Origin of the sequence: Microbacterium sp. CH12i (assembly GCF_000685355.1) — a bacterium.
Classification (GTDB): Bacteria; Actinomycetota; Actinomycetes; order Actinomycetales; family Microbacteriaceae; genus Microbacterium.
The window spans coordinates 1-25,627 of record NZ_JHET01000016.1 but is presented as its reverse complement, the minus strand read 5'-3'; the positions used below and the strand labels follow the sequence as shown (position 1 = coordinate 25,627).

Annotated in this window: 25 protein-coding genes and 1 pseudogene; 21 read left to right on the top strand and 5 right to left on the bottom strand. The window is 63.5% G+C overall.

All coding sequences use genetic code 11. From position 1 onward, the window contains the following. Positions 1 to 7: 7 nt before the first annotated feature. Entirely contained in the window at positions 8 to 1,381 is a 1,374-nt protein-coding gene (locus DC31_RS16200; RefSeq protein ID WP_051607195.1) for a M23 family metallopeptidase, read from the bottom strand. Positions 1,382 to 2,064: 683 nt separating this feature from the next. On the opposite strand from DC31_RS16200, the gene DC31_RS16190 reads away from it, so the two are divergent. Continuing rightward, the gene (locus DC31_RS16190; RefSeq protein WP_235201575.1) at positions 2,065 to 2,925 is read left to right on the top strand and encodes a cytochrome c oxidase assembly protein; all 861 of its coding nucleotides are present in this window, start codon (positions 2,065 to 2,067) and stop codon (positions 2,923 to 2,925) included. Positions 2,926 to 3,197: 272 nt separating this feature from the next. Continuing rightward, complete coding sequence (locus DC31_RS16185) at positions 3,198 to 3,665, top strand: hypothetical protein (protein ID WP_036282027.1); 468 nt, start codon at positions 3,198 to 3,200, stop codon at positions 3,663 to 3,665. A gap of 100 nt (positions 3,666 to 3,765) precedes the next feature. Here the strand turns inward: DC31_RS16185 and DC31_RS16180 are convergent, their stop codons facing one another. Then, positions 3,766 to 5,073 (bottom strand): Nramp family divalent metal transporter, encoded by a 1,308-nt coding sequence (locus DC31_RS16180; RefSeq protein ID WP_051607192.1) that lies wholly within the window; start codon positions 5,071 to 5,073, stop codon positions 3,766 to 3,768. A 738-nt stretch (positions 5,074 to 5,811) separates the two neighbouring features. On the opposite strand from DC31_RS16180, the gene DC31_RS20385 reads away from it, so the two are divergent. The 14 genes from DC31_RS20385 (at position 5,812) to DC31_RS18860 (ending at position 16,827) form a co-directional block, all read left to right on the top strand. Next, positions 5,812 to 6,096, top strand: a complete 285-nt coding sequence (locus DC31_RS20385) for a DsbA family protein (protein WP_327036893.1) — start codon at positions 5,812 to 5,814, stop codon at positions 6,094 to 6,096. After that, positions 6,093 to 6,470, top strand: a complete 378-nt coding sequence (locus DC31_RS20380; RefSeq protein WP_327036892.1) for a DsbA family protein — start codon at positions 6,093 to 6,095, stop codon at positions 6,468 to 6,470. The genes DC31_RS20385 and DC31_RS20380 overlap by 4 nt, the downstream gene beginning before the upstream one ends. 2 nt (positions 6,471 to 6,472) lie before the next feature. Next, positions 6,473 to 7,225 (top strand): NAD(P)-binding domain-containing protein, encoded by a 753-nt coding sequence (locus tag DC31_RS17275; protein ID WP_235201574.1) that lies wholly within the window; start codon positions 6,473 to 6,475, stop codon positions 7,223 to 7,225. Between the two features lie 14 nt (positions 7,226 to 7,239). Next, complete coding sequence (locus DC31_RS19775; RefSeq protein WP_235201573.1) at positions 7,240 to 7,485, top strand: NAD(P)-binding domain-containing protein; 246 nt, start codon at positions 7,240 to 7,242, stop codon at positions 7,483 to 7,485. 16 nt (positions 7,486 to 7,501) lie between these two features. Continuing rightward, on the top strand, positions 7,502 to 8,416 hold the full coding sequence (locus tag DC31_RS16155) for a cation diffusion facilitator family transporter (protein ID WP_036282170.1): 915 nt from the start codon (positions 7,502 to 7,504) through the stop codon (positions 8,414 to 8,416). Next, positions 8,409 to 9,089 carry a copper resistance CopC family protein gene (locus tag DC31_RS20035; protein WP_051607190.1) on the top strand — a complete coding sequence of 227 codons (681 nt, stop codon included), beginning with the start codon at positions 8,409 to 8,411 and terminating at the stop codon, positions 9,087 to 9,089. Before DC31_RS16155 ends, DC31_RS20035 begins: the two co-directional genes overlap by 8 nt. Further along, positions 9,079 to 9,615: a signal peptidase II gene (lspA, locus tag DC31_RS16145; RefSeq protein WP_081813934.1), complete on the top strand. Its 537-nt coding sequence runs from the start codon at positions 9,079 to 9,081 to the stop codon at positions 9,613 to 9,615. The genes DC31_RS20035 and lspA overlap by 11 nt, the downstream gene beginning before the upstream one ends. A gap of 2 nt (positions 9,616 to 9,617) precedes the next feature. After that, entirely contained in the window at positions 9,618 to 9,953 is a 336-nt protein-coding gene (locus tag DC31_RS16140; RefSeq protein WP_036282017.1) for a DUF6804 family protein, read from the top strand. A gap of 78 nt (positions 9,954 to 10,031) precedes the next feature. Continuing rightward, entirely contained in the window at positions 10,032 to 10,976 is a 945-nt protein-coding gene (locus DC31_RS16135; protein WP_036282014.1) for a cytochrome c oxidase assembly protein, read from the top strand. A gap of 79 nt (positions 10,977 to 11,055) precedes the next feature. After that, positions 11,056 to 12,561: an apolipoprotein N-acyltransferase gene (gene lnt / locus DC31_RS16130; RefSeq protein WP_036282011.1), complete on the top strand. Its 1,506-nt coding sequence runs from the start codon at positions 11,056 to 11,058 to the stop codon at positions 12,559 to 12,561. Beyond that, complete coding sequence (locus tag DC31_RS16125) at positions 12,561 to 13,070, top strand: DUF3515 domain-containing protein (RefSeq protein ID WP_051607188.1); 510 nt, start codon at positions 12,561 to 12,563, stop codon at positions 13,068 to 13,070. The genes lnt and DC31_RS16125 overlap by 1 nt, the downstream gene beginning before the upstream one ends. Then, positions 13,067 to 14,974: a cytochrome c oxidase assembly protein gene (locus tag DC31_RS16120; protein ID WP_051607186.1), complete on the top strand. Its 1,908-nt coding sequence runs from the start codon at positions 13,067 to 13,069 to the stop codon at positions 14,972 to 14,974. Before DC31_RS16125 ends, DC31_RS16120 begins: the two co-directional genes overlap by 4 nt. Next, on the top strand, positions 14,971 to 15,624 hold the full coding sequence (locus DC31_RS16115; protein ID WP_051607184.1) for a copper resistance CopC family protein: 654 nt from the start codon (positions 14,971 to 14,973) through the stop codon (positions 15,622 to 15,624). Before DC31_RS16120 ends, DC31_RS16115 begins: the two co-directional genes overlap by 4 nt. A 936-nt stretch (positions 15,625 to 16,560) precedes the next feature. Continuing rightward, on the top strand, positions 16,561 to 16,827 hold the full coding sequence (locus tag DC31_RS18860; RefSeq protein ID WP_051607183.1) for a hypothetical protein: 267 nt from the start codon (positions 16,561 to 16,563) through the stop codon (positions 16,825 to 16,827). Positions 16,828 to 16,831: 4 nt separating this feature from the next. Here the strand turns inward: DC31_RS18860 and DC31_RS16105 are convergent, their stop codons facing one another. Further along, the gene (locus DC31_RS16105) at positions 16,832 to 17,992 is read right to left on the bottom strand and encodes a fatty acid desaturase family protein (RefSeq protein ID WP_081813926.1); all 1,161 of its coding nucleotides are present in this window, start codon (positions 17,990 to 17,992) and stop codon (positions 16,832 to 16,834) included. A gap of 430 nt (positions 17,993 to 18,422) precedes the next feature. On the opposite strand from DC31_RS16105, the gene DC31_RS16100 reads away from it, so the two are divergent. The 3 genes from DC31_RS16100 (at position 18,423) to DC31_RS16085 (ending at position 21,420) form a co-directional block, all read left to right on the top strand. Continuing rightward, positions 18,423 to 19,109, top strand: coding sequence for an NAD(P)-binding domain-containing protein (locus tag DC31_RS16100; RefSeq protein WP_051607180.1), 687 nt, complete (start codon positions 18,423 to 18,425; stop codon positions 19,107 to 19,109). A 1,003-nt stretch (positions 19,110 to 20,112) separates the two neighbouring features. Continuing rightward, positions 20,113 to 20,376: a hypothetical protein gene (locus DC31_RS16090; protein ID WP_152545466.1), complete on the top strand. Its 264-nt coding sequence runs from the start codon at positions 20,113 to 20,115 to the stop codon at positions 20,374 to 20,376. Between the two features lie 423 nt (positions 20,377 to 20,799). Continuing rightward, positions 20,800 to 21,420 carry a M23 family metallopeptidase gene (locus DC31_RS16085; RefSeq protein ID WP_235201572.1) on the top strand — a complete coding sequence of 207 codons (621 nt, stop codon included), beginning with the start codon at positions 20,800 to 20,802 and terminating at the stop codon, positions 21,418 to 21,420. A 258-nt stretch (positions 21,421 to 21,678) separates the two neighbouring features. Here the strand turns inward: DC31_RS16085 and cydB are convergent, their stop codons facing one another. Both cydB and DC31_RS16075 read right to left on the bottom strand, forming a co-directional pair. After that, positions 21,679 to 22,641 (bottom strand): cytochrome d ubiquinol oxidase subunit II, encoded by a 963-nt coding sequence (cydB, locus tag DC31_RS16080; RefSeq protein WP_327036891.1) that lies wholly within the window; start codon positions 22,639 to 22,641, stop codon positions 21,679 to 21,681. A 122-nt stretch (positions 22,642 to 22,763) separates the two neighbouring features. Continuing rightward, positions 22,764 to 24,414: pseudogene (locus DC31_RS16075) on the bottom strand (cytochrome ubiquinol oxidase subunit I). A 195-nt stretch (positions 24,415 to 24,609) separates the two neighbouring features. Here DC31_RS16075 and DC31_RS16070 point away from each other — a divergent pair. Together DC31_RS16070 and DC31_RS16065 are read left to right on the top strand one after the other, a co-directional pair. After that, positions 24,610 to 24,966: a BlaI/MecI/CopY family transcriptional regulator gene (locus DC31_RS16070; protein WP_036282004.1), complete on the top strand. Its 357-nt coding sequence runs from the start codon at positions 24,610 to 24,612 to the stop codon at positions 24,964 to 24,966. 8 nt (positions 24,967 to 24,974) lie between these two features. Beyond that, a partial coding sequence (locus tag DC31_RS16065) for a M48 family metalloprotease (RefSeq protein ID WP_152545465.1) occupies positions 24,975 to 25,627 on the top strand: 653 nt, incomplete at its 3' end.

Below are 25,627 nucleotides of genomic sequence, written 5' to 3'. Positions count from 1 at the left end.
GATTGAGTCAGATGTAGACGCCTCGTTCTTCCATGAATCTGATCGGGTTGGTGTATCCGCCGTTGATGTAGACCTCGAAGTGCAAGTGGCAGCCGAAGGAGCGTCCCGTGTCGCCAGCGTAAGCGATGACCTGACCGGAGTTGACCCACTGCCCGCTGCGCACGATGATGCCTCCGGGCTTGATATGCGCATACCCGGTGCTGACGCCCCCGCCGTGCTGGATGCGAACGTAGTTGCCGTAGTTCCCGTTCGCTCCTGCGTAGTCGACCGTTCCGGAGTTCACGGCGTAGATCGCCGCGCCGCAGCCGTTGGCCAGGTCGGCGCCGTAGTGGTAGCTCGATGAACAGCCTTGTGAGCCGCAGCTCGGTGTGCGCGGGCCGTAGCTCGAGCTGCGGCCGCCGCCGTGGGGCCGCACCCAACCGCCGGTTCCCGCGGCGCCACCGCCGCCGTTGCCGCCGCCGTTGCCACCGCCGTTCGCTGCGGCTTCCGCGGCCTCGCGTTCGCGGCGGGCTTTCTCCTCCGCCTCGCGAGCGGCGACACCAGCCTGGTATGAGGCGACGGTCGTGGTGGTGGTGTCCTTCAGCGCAGCGAGCTGAGCGTTCATCGTTTCGAGGTTCGCTGCTTGTTCGTCGAGCGCCGCTTGGGCGGCCTCCGCCGCGTTCTGGGCTGCGACCATCTTCTGTTCGGCGACCTGCTGCAGTCGGTTTCGCTCGTCGAGCGCGACCTTCGCCTGGTCAGTCAGCGACTGCGCGGTGTTGCGGGACAAGATCGCGTCGTCGAAGACCGACTGGTTGTACTCGAGCAACTTGTCCATCGTGCCCAGGCGCGAGAGGAGCTCGTCGGCGTTAGCTGCGGAACCGGAGAAGAAGAGTTGGAGTGCGGTGTCGTCGCCGCCATCGCGGTAGAGCTGCGCGGCGATCTGTCCGGCCTTGCGTGCCGCAGTATCGGCGATCTCAGCCTGCTCGTCTGCTTGCGCCTGCAGCGTCTCGGCCTCGGTTATTGCGGCGAAGTACGCCTGCTGCGCCTCGTAGAACTCATCGCCCGCCGTCTGAGCGGCAGCCTGCGTCTCAGCAACCTTCTGAGTCAGGGACTGGATGAGTCCCTCGATGCGGCTGATCTCGGAGGCCTTAGCCGCCTCATTGTTCTTCGCGCGCTGGACATCGTCCCAGCTCGGGTAAGAGGCGGCATAGGCGGCGGAGATGCCGGAGGTGACGCCGAAGGCAGCCAGAGCGACGACGCTGAGTGCGCCGAGCCCGAGCCCGAGTGCGCCGCGGCGGCTGAGGCTCAGCTTCCAGAGACCGTCTCGTTCGGCGGGGGTGGGCGCGCAGCCGCAGTCCTCGGATGCTGCAGCGGTGGCCTCCTTCGCGATCTGATCGTTCACACGTCTCTTTCTGCCGGTCGTGCTCGTAGCGCGGTGAAACATCCCGATTGCAGGTGGGGTGCTGTGGTCTATTCAGCGAATGCTGACGTGTACATCGTTACCCGGAACACGCGTGGTGAAGCGGCGGCTCGCCCGCAATCCCCGATCTCTCCGGATTCCGCTGACCCCTATGCGGCGGCGAGGAGAGCTCTCGGTGGCTGTTCGGCGTCGGTCGGACCAGATCCCAACTCATCAGCGCCAGTCCCTGTGAGCGATCTCGGCGAGATAGACGGTGCACGCTTCGCGTTCGGCATCTTCATGGAACTCGTTCAACCTGGCACTCCGGCGATCGCGTGCGTGCCAGCGGGAGAGGCAGACGATGAGCAGTGGCAGCTCGTACACACGTATGGCCCGCCGAGGTGAGGGACATAGGGTCACAGCAGCATCGCGGCCACGGCCTGGTCGTAAACGGGATCCAGTGCTTGCTTGGTGTGAAGTCGCGAGCGTGATGAACTGCGGGGGTATCCATCCTGCGTCTATGACGTCGGTAACGGGATTATAGAATCAATTCATAATTGATACGGAACCGTAGGTCGTGTTCATCATCCAGGAGTAACTCATGTGCAGTGTCGAACATGCATGAGACCAACATCCCGCCGCCAACGATAGACAATCTGCTGGCGTTCGTACCTCAGCATGCCTCCGTGGTCGCTCCGATCGCCGTTGTGCTCCTTGTGCTCTATGTGCGTGGTGCGATCTTCCTATGGTCGCGTAAGCGGAAATGGTCCGTACCGCGCACAATCTCCTACGTCCTCGGGTGCGTGCTCCTGTTCCTCGTAGGCAGTCTTGGGGTGAACGAGTATGCCAACGAGCTCGTCGCTGCACTGGTTTTTCAGCAGATCACCTTGATGACGGTCGTTCCGCCTCTGCTGATCGTTGGTTCTCCCGGGCGTCTACTTTTGCGGAGCACCCCGCACCGCGGCATCGGCCGGGCTGTCCTGCGTGCCGCGCACGCCGGACTACGCTCAAAGATCGCACGGCACTTGTTGCATCCTGTCGTTGCGATCCTGGTCGCTGCGGCCCTCTTCATGGGGCTGTATATGACAGATCTTGTGAGCCTCATCATCGTGCTGCCCTTCGGGCACGAACTCCTCGTATTGCTTTTCCTCAGTGGCGGCATCATCGCGGCGGTACCTCTATGGTCGTCAGACCCGCTACCGCGGGCGCCCTCCTATGCCGCACGCCTTGTGGACGTGATCGTCGAGATCCAGATTCATGCGATCTTTGGGTTGATCCTGCTCCGAACCGGTGAACCGATGTTCTCGGCATTCGCCGACCTGCCGTCGAGTTGGGGGATAGACCCACTCCAGGATCAGGCAATCGCTGGCACGTTGGCGTGGACGTATGCCGAGCTTCCGTTGTTGATTGTTCTCATCGTGACCCTTTCGCGGTGGCGTACGAGGGACATCAAGGTGACAAAACTCCGACAATCGCAATATGACGAAGAACTCGATCAGTACAACGAGTACCTCGCATCGCTCGAGAATCCCCCAAAAAGGCAGTAGCGCACGAGAGTTTTTCATGTGGTCAACCGAGGAACTCGAAGCCGTCGCCGTCGCGATTAACAAAAACCCGGCCAGTGAATGGTCCCAGGTCTCGCGGAGGGGGGCCGCATCCGGACGAAGACGGCTTCCAACCCCAGATCCATCCACCCCGGGGGCACCGCTAGGTAACCTTGGACCACTTGACCAACGTGCCTGCAGAGCTATGCTCGGTCACTCGGCTCTTTGTCGGCGCTACATCACTGTTGACGCCACTCTAGAGAAACAAGCGACGCATGGAAGACGACCGCGCTGCACCAGCCCAGAAGAATCTCTTCGTCTTCATCGGCACCGCGTGGGTGATCGTCGGCGGATTGGTGGCTGCAATGACCGGGCCATTGTCCTTGGAACACGGCTCATGGGCGGCCGCGTATCAGGTTCTGGTCGCCGGCGTCGGCCAGGTAGCGCTGGGCGTTGCACAATCGGTGGTGGCACCTGCGCGGCCATCCCGTCGAGTCTTGACCGCCCAGCTCCTGACTTGGAACCTGGGAAGCGTCGCGGTCCTCGGCGGCACCCTGACCCATACCCCCCTCGTCGTCGATGCCGGCGGGGTCCTCCTCCTGGTCGCCCTCGCGCTGATGATTCGCACCATACGCGGCGGAACTGGCCCAACATGGGCACGATGGACCTACCGGATCATCGTGGCGATTATCGTCGTCAGCATCCCTATCGGGCTGATCCTTGCCCACCTCCGCGCGAGCTAGTGGTGCTGGTCGTCAGTTCGTCGGGGGCATGCTGCGATCTGTTCGTGTCGGTTGACGCGTTCGAGTAGGGGGTCTGCCAGATTATCGGTTGATCGCCGTCTCACGGTCCGGTGAAGATGAGCCACAGCAGGATTGCGTTGAGCGCGATGAGGAAGACGGATGCTGCGATCCCTGCCGCTGTGGTGATGAGCCGATTGCGGTATTGGCCGAGCACGCTGCCTGTTGCCGTCAGCGCAACGAGGGGCACAAGCGCGAACGGGATGCCGAACGACAGAGCAACTTGGCTCAGCACAAGCGCGAGAGTGGGATCGACGCCTGTCGCGAGGATCACCAGCGCTGGTCCGAGCGTGACCAGCCGGCGCGCTAGCAGCGGCAGGCGGACCTTCAGTAGGCCGTGCATGATCTCGGCGCCTGCGTATGCACCGACCGAAGTGGAGGCCAGGCCGCTCGCGAGCAGACCGACAGCGAACAGCGTTGCGACTAACGGCCCGAGGCCCGCTTCCAGCGCGAAGTAGGCTCCTTCGAGCGAATCGGTGCCCGGTTTTCCGGCGAGGTTCGCAGCGGCCAGCAGCAGGATGCACAAGTTCACAGTGCCCGCGATCCCCATCGCGATCGTGACATCCCATCGTGTTGCGGTGAGCAATCGACTAGTCGGGATGCCGCGGAGCGTCTCCAGGGGGATGACGGTCCGCGCGCCGGCGCCAGGGTCGGCGGTAGCCTCGCGCGACGCGGTCGAGATTCTGGGTTCGTGCTTCTCCGTGAGTTCAGACATGCGCTTGGGTGAATTGGTTGGGTGGAAGCGATCTCGACTCAGAGCACTGTGGGCATAGATCGCGTGCGGCATGATTGTGGCCCCCAGGATCGAGGCTGCCAGCAGCACCGAGTCGGCGCCCTCGAAGCGCGGCATCAAACCGCCGGCGATACCGACCGCGTCGGGGGGTACGAGGAACACTCCGAACGTGAAGCCGATCGCGATGACCGCGACGAGCCCGATGACGACGAACTCGAAAGTGCGTGGTCCGCGTCGCGACTGGATCAGCAGCAGCACGATCGAAACCGCGCCCGTGATTATCCCGCCCCACAGGAGCGGGATGCCAAACAGCAGCCACAGCGCGACCGCCCCGCCGATGACCTCAGCGATGTCGGTGGCCATCGCGACCAGCTCCGCCTGCAGCCAGTACGCACGTCGCGCCCAGGGATTGCGGATGCAGCGACCGAGGATTTCGGGCAGGCTCTGCCCCGTGACGATGCCGAGCTTGGCAGACAGATACTGGATCAACCACGCCATGACATTGCCGATCACCACTACCCAGACCAACAGGTAGCCATAGCGGGCACCAGCAGTCATATTGCTGGCCACATTGCCGGGATCAAGATAGGCCACCCCAGCCACGAGAGCCGGGCCCATGAGCCAAGCCAGACGAGGGGCAGCAGACGGACGTCGTGCAAGACGGTAGGCGTGAGGCTCCGCTGCCTCGGCGACTTTTTTAGGCACACCGAAATTTTAGTGCCATGCCTCATCGCATGGAACCATCAGTCAGACCCATCCTGGTGGAGGATGGCCGCCGCTGTCTTGGCCTACGCGGCTGTTAGAATCGTATCGACATGAACCACTCGGCCAGCAGGCGCGCGAATGCGATGTTGTGCGACAGGCTTCTGATAACGAGGATCATTACGGGGATTGGGTTGGCACTGCTCCTGATCCTTGGAGCTTCGATCGGTAGCCATCACGAGGCAGAATCGACTCCTCTTGCTTCCTCATCGCTTGTATCGGCGACGTTGCCGCAAGCCGACTCATCTGGTGCTGGCGGGACAGCGAATCTGGCCGGAGCCGCGATCTCTGATGTCGTCAGCGACTCCGTGATGCTCGGCGTTGCGGCATGCCTGCTGGGTATCATCTGCTGCTTCCTCCTTTTCGTTGTCGCACGCTCACTCTTCAGGCGGGTGACGTTGCGCACCCTTTGCCGCCTGCCGCGGACCAGTGTGCCCGCTCAACAAACGGGGCGGGCTTTTATCGCACCTCTTTCTCTGACGCAGCTCTCTCTTTCTCGCACCTGACATAGACCGCACACGGTCATCAGTTTGATGACTTCTCGCCTGGCTGCCGCCGGGATCCGTGTCCTTTGGTCTGTGTTTGGAGTGTTTTGTGAAATCTTCTGTGAAGGCGACTATCGCCACCGTGGCGATTGTGTTGGTGCTGCTTGTTGCTGTGTTGGTCTATGTCCTCGTCAATCAAAACAATGCCGCGTCCGTGGCGGAAAGCGGTGATAGCCCGCAGGTGACGCGAGAGAACTCGCACGTTCTCGACGACGGAGGTGAGGGCGCGGTGACGGTGGTCGAGTTCCTCGACTTCGAATGTGAGGCCTGCGGGTCGTTCTACCCTCTTGTCGAAGACTCCGGGAGAAGTACGACGGAGAGATCACGTATGTGATCCGTTACTTCCCTCTGCCTGGTCACTTCAACTCTAAGAATGCCGCTATCGCTGCCGAAGCGGCGGCGCAGCAGGGGCGGCTGGAGGACATGTATCACCGGCTGTTCCAGACGCAGACGCAGTGGGGTGAGGCACAGGAATCACGCGCTGACCTGTTCCGAGGCTTTGCTGAAGAGCTCGGGTTGGATATGGAGGCATTCGATGAGGCTGTAGCGAACCCTGCAACCGCAGAGCGCGTCGAGTTGGACTTGACCGATGGCGAGCAACTCGGCGTCAACAGTACCCCGACATTCTTCGTAAACGGGGAGCCGGTCACCTTAGAGAAATTGACCGACCTTGAGGACAGCATCGAGTCAGCGGTGAACGAGAAGTAGTGATGGTCCGGGCACTATCGCATCGACGCGTCATCATCGTGGGCGCCGGGCACTCGGGGCTGGCCGTTGCCGCTGCGTTGTACGCGCGAGGACTTGAGCCTCAGAAGGACTTCGTCGTCATCGATGCAGCCCCGCAAGGGCAGCGCAGCTGGGCGAGCCGTTGGCACTCGATGGCGCTCCTCAGTAATGCCCGTCACAGCGCACTTCCGCCATTTCGGTTCCCTGGGGATCAGAGCCGTTATCCCCGAGCGGACGAGATGCTTGACTATCTCGCAACGGTTGAGACCGCGTTGGGGGTGAAAACGCTGTGGGGGACGCGCGCCCTCGGGGTGGAACGCCTGGGCGAGGGTTTCACGCTGCAGCTGTCGACATCCGGTGGGCTTGTTCAGACCCGTAACGTCGTATGCGCGACCGGCGCCGCCGCGGTGCCATGGATTCCGGGCTGGGCCGGATCATTGACCGTTCCAGGAATCGTGCAGCACTCGAGTGCATACCAATATCCCGCGCAGATACCGTCCGGGAGCGTACTGATTGTCGGCGGAGGCAACAGCGGTGTGCAGCTGGCGGAGGAACTGTGTGGTTCCCATGACGTCACCCTTTCGTCACGAACACCGCGCCGATACCGGCCCCGTGAACGGTACGTCGCGACCGCAGGTACGACAGTGTCATGGCTGTCAGGCAGGCGGCGCCCCGAGCCAGTATTCACCCACTCTGCCGGAGTATCCGGTGCAATCACGCGGGCTCCTGCGTGGTGAATGCGGAGGGTGCGATGGTGACGTTCGCTGATGGGTCGCAGATGCAGCCGACTTCGGTGATCCTCGCCACCGGGTATCTGCCGGGAGATGCGTGGCTTCCTCACCTGGCGCCGCACGAGCAGCGGTCGCGCACGAAGACGACAATTCCCGGTCTTTTCGTTGCCGGGATGCCCGGTTACAGCCGCCGAGGTGCCGACACGATCGACGGTGCATGGCGGGATGCACTCACGGTCGCTCGACACGTCACCGACCGTCCCTGAAAGGAAAGACATCATGATGTCCGCAGGTCATAGCCACGGCGCTTCCGACGACGGCACTCCCCGAAAGCGTCTGCTGATCGCGTTCACCATCACCGCGTCGGTATTCGTCATCGAGGTAATCGGGGCAATTCTCACCGGCAGCCTCGCGTTGCTTGTCGACGCTGCGCACATGCTCACCGACGTCATCGGCCTGGCGATGGCCCTCACCGCGGCACATCTGATGAACCGTCCGCCCACTCCTCGGTATACCTTCGGACTGCGGCGCGCTGAGGTGCTCGCCGCGCTCGCCCAGGCCGCGTTGTTGCTCAGCGTCGGCATCTTCGCACTCGTCGAAGGTATCCGCCGCCTGTTCGAACCGCCGGAGATCGCCTCTGGCAGCCTGCTGTTCTTCGGCATCGTGGGCCTGGTCGCCAACGTCGCATCACTGCTTGTTCTCATGAGTGGCCGCGGACACAACCTGAACATGCGCGCCGCGTTCCTTGAAGTCATAAACGACGCGCTCGGGTCGGTGGGAGTCATCGCCAGCGCCATCCTCATCGCAACATTGGGCTGGTATCAGGCCGACGCCGTCGCCGGGATCCTCATCGCACTACTCATCATCCCGCGCACGCTCATCCTGCTCCGAGCCTCAGGACGGGTTCTCTTGGAATCCACACCGAAAGACCTCGATCTCGACGAGGTTCGACGACACATCCTCGAACTCCCACACGTTGTTGCCGTTCACGACCTCCACGCCACACAGGTCTCGACCGACCTGCCCACCCTGAGCGCGCATGTGGTCGTCGATGACACCGTCACCATGGACGACTCCGCTGCGCTACTGAAAACGCTCCAGGAATGCGTCACTGAACATTTCGCCATCAGCATCGAACACTCCACATTCCAAATCGAACCCGAATCGCACCCCGGAGAACCTTTCACCCATGCGTAAGAATCACAACGCACCAACCGCCGCCCTTGTCGTACTGCTGGCCGTCACAGCCAGTGTGCTCGGCATTACGTCACCTGCTGCCGCTCACGACGACCTTGTTTCCTCGTACCCGCAGGCCGAGGCCACCATCGACGGCTCGCCGGCTGAAATCACTCTGACCTTCACCGCGGACCTCACGAACATGGAAAGCGCATCGGTTATCGAGGTCATCGATGCCGGCGGAACGAACGTCGCAATCGACGCACCCCAAGTCAGCGCAGCTTCGATCACTCAGCATCTCGCACCCGACGCGACCGCCGGTGTCTTCACGGTCCGCTGGAAGGTGGTATCCAGCGACGGACATCCGATCAGCGGCGAGTACTTGTACACCGTGGAAGATACCGCCGCGGGCCCTGCCCCTGCGGACCCTGCCCCTGCCGAGTCCAACAGTCCCACTCCTGCGCCGTCAGCGTCCGACGCTGCGGCCCCGACTCCCGAGCCGACCGCTTCTGCGCCCGAATCGGCGAAGGGCTATGGATCCACGCCGTCCGGTGGTGCCGTGTTTCCTCCTGGTCTCTATCTCGTAATGTTCGCCTTTATCCTCGCTGGCGGTGTCATTGGGGTGGTGCTGATGGGCCGTCAGCGTCGCCGTCGCGACCGTGAGGAAGCGGAGAATGCGAGCGATGATGGGTGAGCGGGTCCGTCGATTTGGACTCGCGGTCATCGTCGCAGCGGTCGTAGTTCTGGTGGATCAAGCCACCAAGCTCTTGGCGATCAGTGAGCTGAGTGAAGATCGTCGCATTCCGCTGCTGGGTGACGTGTTGGGGCTTCAGTTGGCGTTCAACCCGGGCGCGATCTTTTCCTTTGGTGCCAGCGTCACCGGACTCATCACGCTCATCGGAGTCGGTGCAACCGTGTGGCTGGTCGTTGCCGCTGCACTCACCCGCAACGCCTGGGCAGCGACCGGATTCGGGTTCATCCTGGGAGGTGCTGTCGGCAACCTCATCGATCGGCTCTTCTCTCCGCCCGGGTTCGGTATCGGACATGTCACCGATTTTCTGGCGTACGGGAACCTTTTCATCGGCAATCTCGCCGACGTCGCCCTCGGCATCGGCGCTTGCCTGCTCGTTATCGCCGGCCTTCGAGCGAGTCGTCCACGTCGTGCAGAACCCGACACGATCGCAACCGAGCACACATCACACGAGGAGACGGTGAGCTAACAATGAACCGGAAAGAACGGACCCCTTCCCGTTACCAGCGAAACGCTCTCGCGCCGAGCCTGATCGCCGCCGCCATCTTGTTCATGGCCCCGGCGCTGATCCAGGCGAACTGGTTGCCCCTGGTTCAGTTTGTGGCGGCAATCTTCGCGTTGATCGTGGCCTGGTTTGCCTTGCAAGCGCGCCACTGGTGGTGGATTCCGGTGTTTGTGGCCATTGCCGTGGTCTGGAACCCCGTGGCATCCTTTCCGTTTTCCGGAACGGTTTGGATAGCAGCTCAACCGGCGGCGGCGGTCGTCTTTATCGTGGCTGGCGCAACAATAAAGGTGATAAGAAAATGAATCGGCGGACGGTGTTGATAGCGGCGCGACTCACATCAACTGTCACCGTGGACGAGCTCTTTGGGTGGATTCGGATCGATGAACGACTGGATCCCTGAGACTCCGCCGACCCTGGAGACGCTGCTCGCACCTACCGGGTCGCCGTTCCCCCTGCTGCCGGTCATCGCGGTCCTTCTCGCCGGCATCTACCTCGCCGGGGCGCTCAGATTGTGGGTGAAGGGCAGGCGGTGGCCGGTGTGGCGAACTGTCAGCTTCCTTCTCGGATGTGTGCTCCTTGCCGCGATCACTGGTCTCGGGGTCGAGGCGTACGGGTATGCGCTGGTGTCGGTGTTCATGTTCCAACAGCTCACACTGATGATGATGGTGCCGCCATTGCTGGTGCTGGGATCCCTCGGGACGCTCTTGCTGCGCGCGGCACCGCATCGGGGCATCGGGCGCGTTTTCCTCCGGATGGCGCATCTCGGTTTACGGAGTCGCGCTGCGCGCTGGGTGCTGAGTCCGTGGTGCACTGTCCCGCTCTATCTTCTGGCGTTCTACGGGTTGTATCTAGCGAATGCCGCGGACGTCATCCTCGCGTTGCCCGGAGGGCACATTGCGCTCGAGGTCGGGTTTCTTGCTGCCGGGGTCCTGTTCACCATCCCGGTGTTGTCCTCAGATCCGTTGCCGATCACGCTCGGGCACGCCGGTCGTGCTCTGGATGTCTTTGCCGAGGCGGCACTTCACGCATTTTTCGGAGTCTTCCTCATGATGGGCAGCACAATTCTCGTGGGCTCCTTCGTCGCCCCTACCGAAGCGCTCGGCATCGACCCGCTCGACGATCAACGCCTAGCTGGCGGGTTGGCGTGGTCCTACGGTGAAGCACCGACCGTGTTGATGCTGGTGTACATCATGCATAGGTGGTTCCGCGCCGATACCACCTCAGCCGCTGCCGCAGATCGCTACGCCGACGTCCATGGCAATGCAGAACTCGATGCATACAACACGTACCTGAACAAGCTGAACGCGCATGATGTTGACCGCTGACACCTCGACCTCTCGTATCGCGCGCAACGAAAGGTCACGTGACCTACAGGAACGCCCTTCCAGTGGCAGCCTGCCCCGGATGCCGCTGCCTGTGGCGGTGATCGCAGCGGTACTGGCCGGCGCCGGGCTAGACCTCGCATACCCCGAACTCGGCTGGTGGCCCGTAGCTTTCGTGAGCGTGACAGTCGCCCTCTGGACGCTGCAAGGACGTTCGCTTCCGGCCGCCTTCCTCGTCTCGCTCGCCTATGGTGCGGCCTTCTACTTCACACACCTCTCGTGGGTGTCCCGATACCTGGGACCAATCCCGTGGGTGGCGTTGGCGGGCCTGGAATCGATCCTGTTCGGCGCCGGTGGCATCTTGATCACGCTCGCCTATCGGTTCGCCGCCACAACTTCTCGATACCGATCAGTTCTCGTATCTGCATGGGTGGCAGGACTTTGGGTGCTGAGAGAAACGATCATGGGCAACTGGCCGTACGGCGGATTCCCGTGGGCACGGACAGGTCTCACGCTCGTGGACTCACCCTTCTCCGAAGCCGCTTCGTGGGTGGGAACAACGGGGCTGTCATTCATCTTGGTCGTCATCTGCGCCAGCGCGCTCCAGGCATTGAACACACGACGATGGCAGGGGTGGATTCCGCCTGTGTTCGTCGTCCTGCTCACCCTCCTCATGCCGCTTTTCCCTACCGAGCAGGCCGGGACGTTCAGAGTCGGATGGGTGCAAGGCAACGGCCCGAGCGGCTATTTCGACACCAAATCCGCCGGAGACATCCTGGACGCGCAAGAAGACGCGAGCGCACCCCTGGTGGGACCGTCGATGGATCTTCTCGTGTGGCCCGAAGGTTCCGTCGATGCGGATCCGCTCAAAGATCCCGCGGCCGCCGCCCGACTTGACCGGCTCGTCGACAACATGGGGGCTCCAGCATTGGTGAACGCGGCGACGACGCGTGACGGAAAAACCTACAACACCTCCATGCTCTGGGATGGTGACGGCGCAATTCAGCTTCACGATAAGGCCAACCCAGTGCCATTCGGGGAGTACGTGCCAGATCGGTGGTTCTATGAAGCCTTAGCCCCCGACCTCGTCGGGATGATCCAGCGGGAATACACTCCTGGGTCGAACGCCCCGGTGATGGACGTCGACGGCACGCGGATCGGGTTGGCGATCTGCTTTGACGTGATCTACGACGACGTGATCAGAGAAGGCGCGGATGCTGGTGCGCAGCTCTATGTATTTCAGACAAACAACGCCGACTTTCGAGGCACAGACGAGAACCTGCAGCAGCTCGCCACTGCGCGTATGCGCGCCATCGAAACCGGGCGGACAGTTGTCAACGTCTCCACCACCGGCACGAGTCAAATTATCGGCAAGGATGGAACGGTGCTCTCAGAAATCCCTGTGGACACGGCTGGTGCACGGGTCACTGAAGTGACCCTCAACGATGGCACCACCCCAGCTGTTGTTCTGATGCCTTGGATCGGCCCCGTCTTGAGCGTCACCAGCGCAGTGGCGCTGCTTGCTGCCGCGTTCACTAAATTACGAAGCCGGACCGCCGGTGCCACGCGCAGGAAACGGAACAACTGATGAAAACTATGCCTCGCCTCGTCGTCCTTCTCGCCGCAGCAGGCGTGCTAGCTGGGCTCAGTGGATGTACCCCCACCATTCACATGGAACCCGCACCAGAGGCCAATGACCCGTTGTGCGCAGAAGTGACCGTGCGCCTTCCTGACTCTCTCGGCGACCAGAGTCGCGTGTGGACCGACGCTCAGGCGACGGCCGCGTGGGGGACACCCAGCAGTGTGCTCTTCACGTGCGGTCTGGAACCACCTGCCCCCACAACACTGCAATGTGTGAGTTTGAGCGGTGTGGATTGGATTGTCGACGACTCGGAGACCCCCAATCTGACGGTCACGACCTACGGGCGTGAACCTGCCGTGCAGTTGTACATCGACACAACGGTCCTATCCGCCGACAGTGCGCTCCAGTCCCTAGCGGGAGCCGTCCAGCAGCTGCCAAAGAACGGTGAGTGTACGGCGCCAGTCACCCAAGATGAGACCGAAGAAGACGTGCAAGCCGAGGACGATACCCCGTGAACTCTGCCGTTCTGCGCGTCACCGGACCGACCATTCTCGTGCTTGCCGCCGTCATTGCTGTCGCTATCGGTCTGATGATCGGTGGGGGTGCGGCCCCGCGGTTCAGTAACGATCCCGGGACTCTGGTGCGGTGGGGGCTCCCCTTTGCGAAGCTGCTGGTCAACCTGTGTGGCGCAGTGATGGTCGGAACTCTTGTCCTCGCCCTGTATGGGCTCAAAGCCGGGACGAAGCCGTTCAACTTGGCGCTGAATGTCGCTTCCGCCGGGGCCGCGGTCCTCACCGTCGCAAGTGGGACCGTCGCCTTCCTCACGTTCTTGTCATCTTTCAACCCGGAAGTGAACCTCGGGGCAGAGTTCGGCGCACAGCTTGGCCGGTTTCTGTTGGACACGGAACTCGGGCGTGCATGGCTGATTACCACCGTCCTTGCCGCCGGCGTGACATTGCTGGCTTTCGCCGTGCGCGGGCAGGGTCCAGTAATCATCACGACGATATTGGCTCTCATCACTCTTGTGCCTATGGCCACTCAGGGGCACTCTGGCGAGCTCGCCAACCATGACGCCGCCGTCATGTCACTCATACTCCACGTCATCTCCGCTGCCGTGTGGCTCGGCGGGCTGACGATGCTCGTCATCGTTCGTCCCGTTGTCCCGCAGACCTCACTTGCCGATCTCCTCAACAGATACTCCACGCTGGCGTTAGTCGCGTTCATTGTCGTCGCCGTCTCGGGATACGCACGCGCGCTCACTGCCATTGGGCGGTGGGAGGACCTGACATCGCCATACGGACTGATGCTGCTCGCCAAGATTTTCGCCTTGCTACTGATGGGGGCCCTCGGCGCCCTCTATCGTCGTCGACTCATCGCGAAAGCGGCCTCCGGGGGTGGCGCATTTTGGGTGTTCGTATGCGTCGAACTGGCATTCATGGGAATCGCGAGTGGGGCAGCGGCCGCACTCGCCCGGACGGCGGCGCCCGCAGACACCGAGACGGTCATTCAGACCACCGCTGCGGAGATCCTCAATGAGGCCCCGCTGCCGCCCGAGCTCACCCTCGGACAGTGGTTCACCGCATGGAATCCAGATCTGCTCTGGGTGCTCCTGACAGCGTTCGGAGTGTTCTTCTACATCGCAGGCGTCCGACGCATGCGACGCCGAGAGATGAGCTGGCCCGTTCGGCGGACCGTGAGCTGGATCGCCGCGATGGGACTGCTCCTCTGGGTGACCAGCGGCCCCATCGCCGTCTACGACGACTACCTGATGAGCGTGCGGCTTCTCTCACTGTGCTTGTTGATCCTGGCCATACCCCTCCTTCTCGTTGGGGGCGCACCCCTCACCCTCGCGGTCAACGCCATTCATCCACGAAACGATGACACGCAAGGCATTCGCGAGTGGTTGCTGCAAGTCGCCCAGAGCCCGGTGAAGCGACTGGCTCTTCACCCCGTCTTCACCGCAGCGTTGTTCGCTGGCTCATTGTGGCTGATTCATTACACCGGCCTGTTGAGGTGGTCGTTGTATGACCAGCTCGGTTACGAGTGGCTCGTCACCCACCTTCTCGTCGTGGGCTGCCTGTTCGTCACCTCGCTCTTCCGTGTCGGCGGCTCAATGCCGCGAGTGCCAAACAGATGGATTCTCGGCACGCTCATTGTTCTCACGCTGACCTCGACGCTCTTTGCTGTCATCAGCATGACCCGCTCAGACCTCATGGTTTCGGAATGGTTTGGCGCAATGGGACGAACCTGGGGACTCACCCCGCTACAGGACCAATTCTTGGGCGGAACGATCGCCCTATCCATCGGAGCGACCCTCGCCATCGTGACCATCGCCGTCATTATTCGTCGCAACCAATCGCCGACTCCGACACCTATACCTGCATCACACGAGTCATATGAAAGGACACCCACACAATGACCACCCGAAAAGCCCCCTGGTTCGCTGGCGCAATCATGGCGTTCGTCGCCGCCGCGACCTTCGGTACGGCCGCCCCGGCAGCATATGCGCACGACAACCTATTGGAATCATCACCTGCCGCAGAGGAGACCGTGACACAAGTCGACGAAGTGCTCCTCACGTTCAGTGGTGAGCTCGTCGATTTCAGCCAATCGAGCTTCGCGCAGATCCAAGGCCCCGACGGCCTGTTCTACGAATCCTCGTGCTCCACCATCGACCTCAACGTGCTGTCAACGCCCGTGCAGCTCGGCGAACCAGGCGTCTACTCCGTCGTGTGGAACGCCGTATCCAGCGACGGGCACCCTATCTCCGAGGGATACGAGTTCACCTACGCGCCGGCTGACGACGCAGAACCAGGCCTCGGCTGGGACCTGCCGGCCTGTGGAAACGAGGACACTCGGGTACAGCCCGGGGCGCTACCTGCCGAACCCTCACCAGATGCGGATCAAACAGTCACGCCAGAAGCAACCCCTTCCACTGCACCGCAGCAGCAGGACGAGGCGGCCGGAATCGTAGTCCCACTCATCATCACGGCAGTCATCGTCGGTGGCGGGATCATCGTCATCTCACTCATCGTGAGTAGAGTCCGGAAGCGACGCGCGGACAAATGACGATGCTGTGGCATCCTCGTTCTGGATCATCGACTACTTTTACAAGCACGGGGCGAGCCCATCTCATCCAAATGCTCCTGGCTCACCGGTTCTCGTAGCGCCGTCACCCGCATGACCGCGCGCCAGACATGAGATCGCTTCCGAATGGTGAGGATATAGGCTGGCTTGGCCGCACGTAGATGCTCATCGAGCGCGACCAATTTTGGTTGCACGGTCAGCATCCCTACGTCGAACACGGCATCGAGCAGATCCGTGGCTAGGCAACGCTTGCAGAGCTGGTTTCTGTTGAGGTGGTCCATTCGGCTGCAGCGGCTGCATAGCGGAGAAAATCGGGGGCGTTGCGGGAGCAATAGTCGCAGTATCTGCCAGTGGGAAGCACTCGCCACGGCTTTCCCTCCGTGCGCACAGGTCGCTGGCTCCGCCACGCTCAGTCAGTGAGCTGCGCGCGCTGCGGCCGTAATCTGCGTTCGCGGAGTCACCGTTGACAGCTTCCTCGGGGACTCTGGCGTGGCCAAGATCAACCTTGGCGATGAGGTCGATGCAATGTGGTCAAAATCGACCAGGGAATCGCCGCCGAATACTTGACCCTCAGCCTTTCAACGTCGGCGTGATGCGATATTCGACGCGTTGGTTCACTGTTCCGGTGTCGGTTGGACGGGTGTAGTTGACGTTGCGTTCTCGGTGTCCGAGCAAGATGCCGCCGAAAATCATCTGTTCGGGCGACGAGATCGCGGCTCCAGCACCGCAGCGGGCCCGTCCTCTCGAGCTCGCGCTCTGACTCGGTCACTGGCGGTATCGCGATGAACGCACCCGACGAACCCACGATCTGTATGGTTTGGCGGTCCGGACGCGCCCGCCAGGAGCTACACCCTCAACTGCGAAGAGCCCCAAAAACACCGAAACTGCCACCGATGTCCTGATACAGAACTGTCACCGATGTCCTGCGACATAACAATCTGGGGATTCAACCCCGAGGCGTTCTCGGCCGCACCAGCGCCGGTGCCGCCATCCGAGGAAGAGCAGCAGATGATGCAGTTCATGACGACGAACTATCCGCACGTCACGGCGGTCGCGATGGATGCCGCGATGCGCAATCCGCAGGGAGCCTGCGACGATCAGTCCGAGTTCGAGTTCACGCTCGATCTGCTGCTGGACGCGTTCCAGCGCCTGCACGAGGCCGGCTGGGTGTCGCGCGCCGCCTGAATGCCTAGGCCCGCTGGAACTGCGTCACAGCCGGGCAGTCGAACGGGTCGCCAGCGGCGAGCCCCACGCGGTTTAGGTAATCGATGACTATCGCGTAGGAGCGCAGGACCGTGGTCTCGGTGTACGGCACATCGTTGGAGAGACAGTAGTCACGAACGATTCCGCGGGCCTTCGACAGGTGCAGACGCGGCATGTTCGGGAAGAGGTGGTGCTCAACCTGGTAGTTCAGGCCACCGAACATCCACGTCGCCCACCATCCGCCGCTGACGTTGCGAGAGGTGCGCACCTGCTTGGTGAAGAAGTCGAGACGAGCACCCGGTTCGATGATCGGCATGCCCTTGTGGTTCGGGGCGAACGATGCGCCCATGTAGACGCCGAACACGGCCATCTGCACGCCGATGAAGGCGAAGGCCATACCCAGCGGCAGGAAGAGGAAGATCGGAGTCAGCACGATGGCGAACCGCAGTGCGATGATCCCGAGCTCGGTCCAGCGGCCCTTGACCTTCTTCTCCGTGAGGAGGTACTTGATGCTGAGGTAATGCAGGTTGAGTCCCTCGAGCGTGAGCAGCGGGAAGAACAGCCAGCCCTGCTTGCGAGTGATCAGCCGGATGAGACCGCGCGACTTTGCAGCGTCCTCTTCAAGGAACGAAATCGTGTCGACATCAATGTCGGGGTCTTTGCCGACCATGTTGGGGTTGCCGTGGTGCTTGGTGTGCTTGTTGTCCCACCATGCGTAGCTCATTCCGATGGAGCCCGCGAGGATGCGGGCAAGACGGAAGTTCGCCGGTCCCGAGGTCAGGATCTGACGGTGGGCGGCCTCGTGGGCGAGGAAGGCGATCTGCGTGAAGATGACGCCGAGGGCGCCGGCGACGAACAGCTGGAACCAGCTGTCGCCGAGCAGGATGAATCCGGTGATCGCTCCGCCGAGTGCGAGAGCGATGCCAGCGGCGACGAAGCTGTAGAAGCGTGGGGCGCGCTGCAGCAGTCCCATCTCACGCACGACCCGCGAGACGTTCTGATAGGCCTTGGCCATCGGAGGAAAATCGGCGTTGCTGGCATAGGTCTGCCGCACGCGTCCAAGAGTGCTTGTGGTCTGTTCGACCTGTGCGGTGGAGATGTTGCTCTCCTGACGATCGGAGCCCTTGAGCTGTGAAGCCAAGGGCATCTGCCGATCGCTTCGTCCAAGGCTAACCCGACCCGTATACGCTACTGCGTATACGGCAGGATGCTTGGCGTGGATGGTCAGGAACGTGCGGGGCTCAGATGACGATGCAGCGTTTGTCGTATGGAACGGCCGGCACGTCGCGGGGTCCCTTCGAGCGCGCGACGCGCTTCGGCAAGGCTCGCGAGGACGCACTGGACACTGCCTGCGGACTCTACCTCGCCGACCCCACAGCCTGGACCTGAACCTCGACGAACTAACGAACAGGCCCACTAGCACCTGCGCTCCCATCTCGTCGCGTCATGACTGCCCAGCTCCTAACTTGGAACCTAGGCAGCGCGCTTCCGCCATTCCCGTTCCCTGGGGATCAGTGCCGTTATCCCCGGGCGGACGAGATGCTTGACTACCTCGCAACGGTTGAGATCGCGTTGGGGTGAAACGCCTCGGTGAGGGTTTCGCACTGCAGCTGTCGACATCCGGCGGGCTTGTTCAGACCCGTAACGTCGTGTGCGCGACCGGCGCCGCCGCGGTGCCATGGATGCCGGGCTGGGCCGGAGCATTGACCGTTCCGGGAATCGTGCAGCACTCGAATGCGTACCAGTATCCCGCGCAGATACCATCCGGGAGCGTACTGATCGTCGGCGGAGGCAATAGCGGTGTGCAGATCGCGGAGGAACTGTGTGGTTCCCACGACGTCACCCTCTCGTCACGAACACCGCGCCGATACCGGCCACGAGAACGATACGTCGCGACCGCAGGTACGACAGTGTCATGGCTGTCAGGCAGGCGGCGCCCCGAGCCAGTATTCACCCACTCTGCCGGAGTATCCGGTGCAATCACGCGGGCTCCTGCCGTGGTGAATGCGGAGGGTGCGATGGTGACGTTCGCTGATGGGTCGCAGATGCAGCCGACTTCGGTGATCCTCGCCACCGGGTATCTGCCGGGAGATGCGTGGCTTCCTCACCTGGCGCCGCACGAGCAGCGGTCGCGCACGAAGACGACAATTCCCGGTCTTTTCGTTGCCGGGATGCCCGGTTACAGCCGCCGAGGTGCCGACACGATCGACGGTGCATGGCGGGATGCACTCACGGTCGCTCGACACGTCACCGACCGTCCCTGAAAGGAAAGTCATCATGATGTCCGCAGGTCATAGCAGCAGCGTGCTCGATCCACCGATCGCCCACCGAGTCCGATATCCGCGAAGAGTGCTCGATTCACACGTGCTCAACGTTCCGCAAAGACACATCGATCGAATTCGATCGGCCAATTGCGGGGAGATATAGTGAAGCGATGACCTCAGCCCGCGGCCTCCACTTCGAGAAGTGGTCCGGGCGACCAGTGATAATGAGTCTCATCATCACTGTGTGTTTCACGATGCTTCTTGCAATCGGGGCAGCGTGCGCAACCTATGAGAAGACCGATGACACAATCTTTGCCTCGGCAACGCTTGTGCAACCGAGCCCGCAGAACAACACTGTCGGCGATGACGACGATTCAGCGCATGCGGGTCCGCGAGGCGACGCCGTTCTGGACAGCGCACCAGGGACCAGCGCACTCGTTGGATCGGCCCTCTGCGCCCTTGGCGTGATGTGCGGTCTTGTCTTCGCAATTCTCCGCAAGTGGCTATTACAGCGACCCACTCCTCTTGACCGCGTGTCGGTCACATTCGTCCTGCCGTCGATTCCCGCACCATTTGCGCGTCCGCGAGCAAGCGCACTGTCTCTGACTCAACTGAGCTTGTCCCGAATCTGATTCTCGCTATCCTTCACGAAGAGCGCTGCGAAGTCGTGCACAGGTGCGCTTTGTAGCCGTGCCTGACGCTCACGCCGAGGCGTATCTTGATGGCGTCGAATCGTATGGATACCGCACTCGCGAATGTCGATGAACTCGTCCCGAGTCGCGGGTCAGCTGACCGCAGGGGATCGCCGTTTCGCCACACACCCGAGGCGACATTCACGCTCATCCGAGTCCGGTGTCATCGCGGCGTCGAGACCATACAAACTCCCGGCGCATCACCGCCCGATCCCGGGTAGCCACCAGACGCGACGAGAGCTCACACGTAGTTCTCTCGATAGCCCGGTCTTCTCGACAGAGGCCCGATATGAAAGATGAGGAGCGCCCCATTGACTCCCAAGCAGATACGACAATTCGCGATCGGTCGCGGACTTGCCAGCGGCCCGCGTGCCGTCGCCCGTGCCCGTCGCAATAGAAATAGGGGAGAGTCCATTACCCGCGTGGTCTTCCCGGCCGCTGCTGGGGTGCTCCTGGCGGGCATCCTCACCGGCTGCGCCGCGAGCGACTCGGTCGCGCAGCAGTACCGCGACGGGAATGACAAGGACTATATCGTCAGCGACTTCCAGGTCGTGGAGATCCCGGTGGAGCGGTGAGCCGGTCGTCTTCGAGGCACTACTGTCGGCCTTTTCGGCATCGCCCAGCGCTCTTTCCACCCTCGCCTGCGGGGACGGGCGGGACTCGTCGGGGCGCCGCTGCTCGGGTTCGCGCTCGGCGGACGACGGAGGACGCACCGTGAGGATCGACTGGATTGCGAACGAAGGAGGGTCATCGTGACCGAACAGGCTCAGTTTCTCGGGGGTGAACCGCCCGAGGGGCCTCCCTCTCGACGTAGCCTTCGTCTCGACGCTGACCGGCGACGGGGGGTTGACTCCCACCAGAAAAGGACAGCGCACCCTAGACAGCGCCGCCGCGCCACGACAGCCGCACGTTCACTGCGGACGCTCACCGTCCTCACAGTGGTCTGCGGCCTGACGACCGCGTTCGCGTTGCCTTCATACGCTGTCAGCCCCACGGACGTGGACGCTCAGACGATTCAGCAGCTCGCCTCCGAGGAAACGCAGTCTCTCGTCGTCGCCTCCGAGGTGTCTGTGGCTCCGCTCACGCGGGGGAGCTATTCCGCGACCACACCGGAAGAAATCCGGCAGAAGAAAGCGGACGAAGCGACCGCGGCGCGCGCACGCGCGAACGCGCAGCTCGCCTCGCCTCGGCTCGATTACAGCATGGTGGCACCGGGCAGCGGGATCGTACGGTGGCCACTGGGTGGACCGTTCACGGTGGGCGACGGCTTCGGGGCCCGTGGCGGGGCGCACATGGGCACGGACATGCTGGCCGCGGGGGGCACCCCCGTCTTCGCCGCCGTCGACGGTGTCGTCAGGATTTCCCAGGACAGCTACTCCGCGTACGGCGTGACCGTCATCCTGGAGTCCGTGGTGAATGGTCAGCGGGTGAGGACGGTCTACCCGCATATGCGGACCGGGAGCCGGCAGGTCGCCGTCGGGCAAACCGTCTCCGCCGGGGAACTGATCGGCCTGGTCGGAAGCACCGGCCGCTCTACCGCGAACCATCTGCACTTTGAGGTGTACATCGACGGCACCGCCGTGGACTCACTGACCTGGCTCCAGGCGAACGCGGGGTGATTGACGAGCTGACCGTCGACGAGGATGTGTCGCTGCCGTACTTGTTTGCTATCCCGCTACCCACCCCACCCCGCCCCTGACCGCTCCAAATCCAGATCACCAGAGGAACTGCCATGAACGTAACCGACACGCTTTCCCTTGACGGCATCTCACTGCTGCTCGTGTGGTGCTCCGTACGACCTGGGTTTTCTGAATAGGCCCCGAGCAGTACCGAGTACACGGATGAGGATTTAGATAACCGCTAGCCCCTGGCAGGGGTTACGCGCGTGGGGCCACCGCATCCTTGTCGCGCAGGATCGCGGGCAGCACGATGTGGGCGTCGGGGATCATGTCGGGCGTGACGCGGCGGCGGAAGACCCAGTAGCTCCACGCCTGGTAGGCGAGGATGATCGGAAGGCTGATGGCGGTGATGACCGTCATGACGCCGAGCGTGTAGGGGCTGTTGGCGGCGTTCATGAGCGTGAGGTCGAAGGCCGGGTCGACTGTCGAGGGCAGCAGGCGCGGGAACATGCCGGCGAAGATCGCCGCCACGCCGAACAGGCCGAAGGCGGCGTAGCCTGTGAACGCGAGGCCTTCTCGGCGGCGCTTCGCTTGGCCCCAGCCAAACAGGGCGGCGACGACGGCGAGCACCACGAGCGTCCACGACACCGCGTTGCCGCCGTGCTCGAGTTGCACCCAGAGCGCCCACACCGCGGCGGGCACGAGGCACAGCGGCGCCCAGCGGGCGGCGAAGGCCGCCGAGCGCTGCCGCACGGGGCCGTCGGCCTTCAGCGCCAGGAAGGTCGCCGAGTGGGCGAGCGAGAAGCCCACGACCGCGAGGCCGCCGATGATTGCGGGCGCACCGAGCCACACGAAGGGGCCGCCGACGCGGTCGCCGTTGTCGTCGATCGGCAGGCCGAGTGAGGTGAGCGCGAGCATCGCGCCGATGCAGAAGGCGGCGATGAGCGAGCCGAGGCCGATGCCCGCCGTCCACGCGCCGCGCCAGCGCGCGGTGTGCACCTTGCCGCGCCACTCGATCGAGACCGCGCGCAGGATCAGGCCGACGAGCGCCACCGTGAGCGGCACGTAGAGGGCCGAGAACAGCGACGCGTACCACTCGGGGAAGGCCGCGAACATGCCGGCGCCGGCGGTGATCAGCCACACCTCGTTGCCGTCCCAGACGGGCCCGATGGTGTTGAGCATGACGCGGCGCTCGCGCTCGTCGCGGGTGGCGAAGAGCATGCGCATGCCGACGCGAGATCGAAGCCCTCGAGCACGAGGAAACCGATCCAGAGCACGGCGATGATCACGAACCAGGTGATGGCGAGCGGTTCCATGATGGTTCCTGTTCTTCTCTCGGGCGGCTAGTAGGCGAAGGCGAGCACGTCGTCGCGGCGGTCGTTGTCGTCGGATTCTTCGGTGTCGCCGCCGCTGTCAGGGTCACGGTGCGCCGATGCGAGCTCGGGCATCGCGCTTGCGACCCCACCCCGCACGTACTTCACGAGCAGGAACAGTTCGACCACCATGAGCACCGCGTAGACGGCGGTCAGCGTGATGACGGAGAAGAGCATCTCGCCCGCGGTGACGCCGGGGGGAGACGGCGGCGGCGGTGAACATGAACACGCCGTCGATGCCCGAGGGGTCGGGGTTGGGGGCGACGACGAAGGGCTGGCGGCCGATCTCGGTGAAGATCCAGCCAGCGATGTTGCCCGCGAAGGGCGCCAGGATGCCGAGGATCGCCAGGCGCATGATCCACGGGGATCGCGGCACGGTGCCTCGGCGGGTGAGCCACAGCGCCACGAGCGCGCCGAAGGCGGTGATGGCGCCCAGGCCGATCATGAGCCGGAAGCCCCAGTAGGTGACCCACATCGGCGGCACGTACTGCACCTCGCTGCCCGCGAACGAGCCGTAGAGCTCGTCGTTCGGGATCGTCTCGCCATACTGGTTCTGGTACTGCGGCTCGAGGTCGGAGATGCCGGGCATGTCGGCGCCCCACTCGCCGGTGCCGAGGAAGCCGAGCACGCCGGGGATCTCGATGAGCGTGATGACATCCGAGCAGTCGGTCGAGCCGGGGTCGCCGAGCGAGAGGACCGAGAACGACGAGCCGGTGTGGCACGCGGCCTCTGCGGAGGCCATCTTCATCGGCTGCTGCTCGTACATGAGCTTGCCCTGCCAGTCGCCCGTGAGGGTCAGGCCGCCAAAGGCGACGATCGCCATCACGGCGCCGAAGCGCAGCGACCAGAGCCACACGCCGTGGTCGGTGCGGTCGCGGCCCGGCACCGCGGGCGCGGCGCCGACGATGACGCGACCCGACGCACCCGCCGTGCCCGTCATGCCCGTGCTCGCGCCGGTCGCCACACCGGTCGCCACCGTGTCGATGCCGTCGTGGCGCCGCCGCCACAAGTGGTACCAGCTGATGCCGATGAGGAACATGCCGGCGACGATGAGCGCGCCGAAGAGGGTGTGGGTGACGGCGGCGAGCGCGGTGCTGTTGGTGAGCACGGCCCAGAAGTCAGTCATGACCGGGCGGCCGTCGGCGCCCATCTCGACGCCGACAGGGTGCTGCATCCACGAGTTGGCGACGATGATGAAGTAGGCAGAGAGCCACGATCCGATCACGGCGCACCACAGCGCCGCGAGGTGCAGGCTCTTGCGCAAGCGGCCCCAGCCGAAGATCCAGATGCCGAGGAAGGTCGATTCGGCGAAGAACGCCAGCAGCCCCTCGAGCGCGAGCGGGGCACCGAAGACGTCGCCGACGAAGCGGGAGTACTCGCTCCAGGCCATGCCGAACTGGAACTCCTGCACGAGGCCCGTCGCGACGCCCAGGATGAAGTTGATCAGGTAAAGCTTGCCCCAGAACTTCACCATGCGCAGGTACTTCTCGTCGCCCGTGCGCACCCAGATCGACTGCATGATGGCGATCGTCATGCCCAGGCCCAGCGTGAGCGGCACGAGCATGAAGTGGTAGACGGTCGTGATGCCGAACTGCCACCTGGCGATGTCGAGGACTTCCACGCGGTCTCCTTGCGAGGTTTCGGGCGATGGATGCCGCCGGCAGTAATTCTACACAGCGTAGAACTAGTTCGACAATCGATAGAAGAACTTCGACGCTGGTAGAACGCGCGCTAGGATCGAGGTGACGGATGGGCGACACGCGCCCGCAGACACGTTCCGGTCGCGCTCGGCGCGGCAGGGTGCAGGAGGCAGTTGATGAGCACGCTCGGCGAGTTGGAGCGCACGGTGATGGATGCGGTCTGGGATGCGCCGACGCCGGTGAGCGCCTACGACGTGCAGGAGCAGCTGGCCGCCGCAGGGCGTTCGCTCGCTGTGACGACGCTGCTGACGGTGCTCTCGCGGCTGGAGAAGAAGGGATTCGTCGCCTCCGACCGCGCCATGCGGCCCTACCGCTACACGGCGGTCGCCTCGCGCGCCGACCACGTAGCCGAGCTCATGCACGAGGTGCTGGGGGAGTCGCAGGATCGCTCCGCGGCGCTCGCTCGCTTCGTCGGCAGCGTCTCCGATGAGGACGCGACGACCCTGCGACAGCTGCTGCGCGGCACGAGCTGATCGCAGGCGTGAGCGTGCTGCTGGCGACCGTGAGTGCGATCGACGGCGCGATCGCGGGTGGTGCGCTCGGGGTGCTGCCGGGCGCGCTTGAGATCCCGTACGGCGCGATCGTGATCCCGCACGGCGCGATCGTGTGGGCTGCGGTGATGCTGGGCCTCGTCGCGCTGCTGCTCGCGTGGCCCGTGCCGATCTGGCTCGCGCGCGCTGGCTGGCCCATGCGGGCGCCCGTGATCGCGCTGCTCGTCTGGCAGGGCGTCGGCCTTGCCGGTGGGCTGTCGATGATCGGTGCGCTCGCGCTCATCGGGCTCGCGGTCGCGCCCGCGATGCCGTGGTTCGCGCTGGTGCCAGCGGCGGTGCTGGCGATCTACCTGCTGGTGCATCTGGGCGTCACGATCGTGCAGGTGACCAGGCAGCGCCGACGCCACCTGGAGCTGCTCGACATGCTCACCGCGCCGCATCCGACCCGGGCGCGCACGCGCGTGCTCGACGACGCGGTGCCCGTCGCCTACTGCCTGCCGCGCGGCGCCGGCTCGGTCACGGTGCTCTCGCAGGGCCTGCTCGACCGGCTCGACGCCGACGAGCTCGTCGCGGTGATCGCGCACGAGCGCGCGCACGTCGAGCAGCGGCACGCATCCTGCTGCTGGCGTTCCGTGCCTGGCGC

Bases quoted from the DNA above. Each gene is read 5' to 3' on its own strand.
- DC31_RS16125 (WP_051607188.1), top strand. From the start codon at position 12,561: ATGAAAACTATGCCTCGCCTCGTCGTCCTTCTCGCCGCAGCAGGCGTG.
- DC31_RS16140 (WP_036282017.1), top strand. From the start codon at position 9,618: ATGAACCGGAAAGAACGGACCCCTTCCCGTTACCAGCGAAACGCTCTC.
- DC31_RS20035 (WP_051607190.1), top strand. From the start codon at position 8,409: ATGCGTAAGAATCACAACGCACCAACCGCCGCCCTTGTCGTACTGCTG.
- DC31_RS16070 (WP_036282004.1), top strand. From the start codon at position 24,610: ATGAGCACGCTCGGCGAGTTGGAGCGCACGGTGATGGATGCGGTCTGG.
- DC31_RS16155 (WP_036282170.1), top strand. From the start codon at position 7,502: ATGTCCGCAGGTCATAGCCACGGCGCTTCCGACGACGGCACTCCCCGA.
- DC31_RS16115 (WP_051607184.1), top strand. From the start codon at position 14,971: ATGACCACCCGAAAAGCCCCCTGGTTCGCTGGCGCAATCATGGCGTTC.
- DC31_RS18860 (WP_051607183.1), top strand. From the start codon at position 16,561: ATGTCCTGCGACATAACAATCTGGGGATTCAACCCCGAGGCGTTCTCG.
- DC31_RS16185 (WP_036282027.1), top strand. From the start codon at position 3,198: ATGGAAGACGACCGCGCTGCACCAGCCCAGAAGAATCTCTTCGTCTTC.
- DC31_RS17275 (WP_235201574.1), top strand. From the start codon at position 6,473: ATGGTCCGGGCACTATCGCATCGACGCGTCATCATCGTGGGCGCCGGG.
- DC31_RS16180 (WP_051607192.1), bottom strand. From the start codon at position 5,073: ATGGGCCCGGCTCTCGTGGCTGGGGTGGCCTATCTTGATCCCGGCAAT.
- DC31_RS19775 (WP_235201573.1), top strand. From the start codon at position 7,240: ATGGTGACGTTCGCTGATGGGTCGCAGATGCAGCCGACTTCGGTGATC.
- lnt (WP_036282011.1), top strand. From the start codon at position 11,056: ATGCCGCTGCCTGTGGCGGTGATCGCAGCGGTACTGGCCGGCGCCGGG.
- DC31_RS16135 (WP_036282014.1), top strand. From the start codon at position 10,032: ATGAACGACTGGATCCCTGAGACTCCGCCGACCCTGGAGACGCTGCTC.
- DC31_RS16105 (WP_081813926.1), bottom strand. From the start codon at position 17,992: ATGCCCTTGGCTTCACAGCTCAAGGGCTCCGATCGTCAGGAGAGCAAC.
- lspA (WP_081813934.1), top strand. From the start codon at position 9,079: ATGATGGGTGAGCGGGTCCGTCGATTTGGACTCGCGGTCATCGTCGCA.
- cydB (WP_327036891.1), bottom strand. From the start codon at position 22,641: ATGCTCTTCGCCACCCGCGACGAGCGCGAGCGCCGCGTCATGCTCAAC.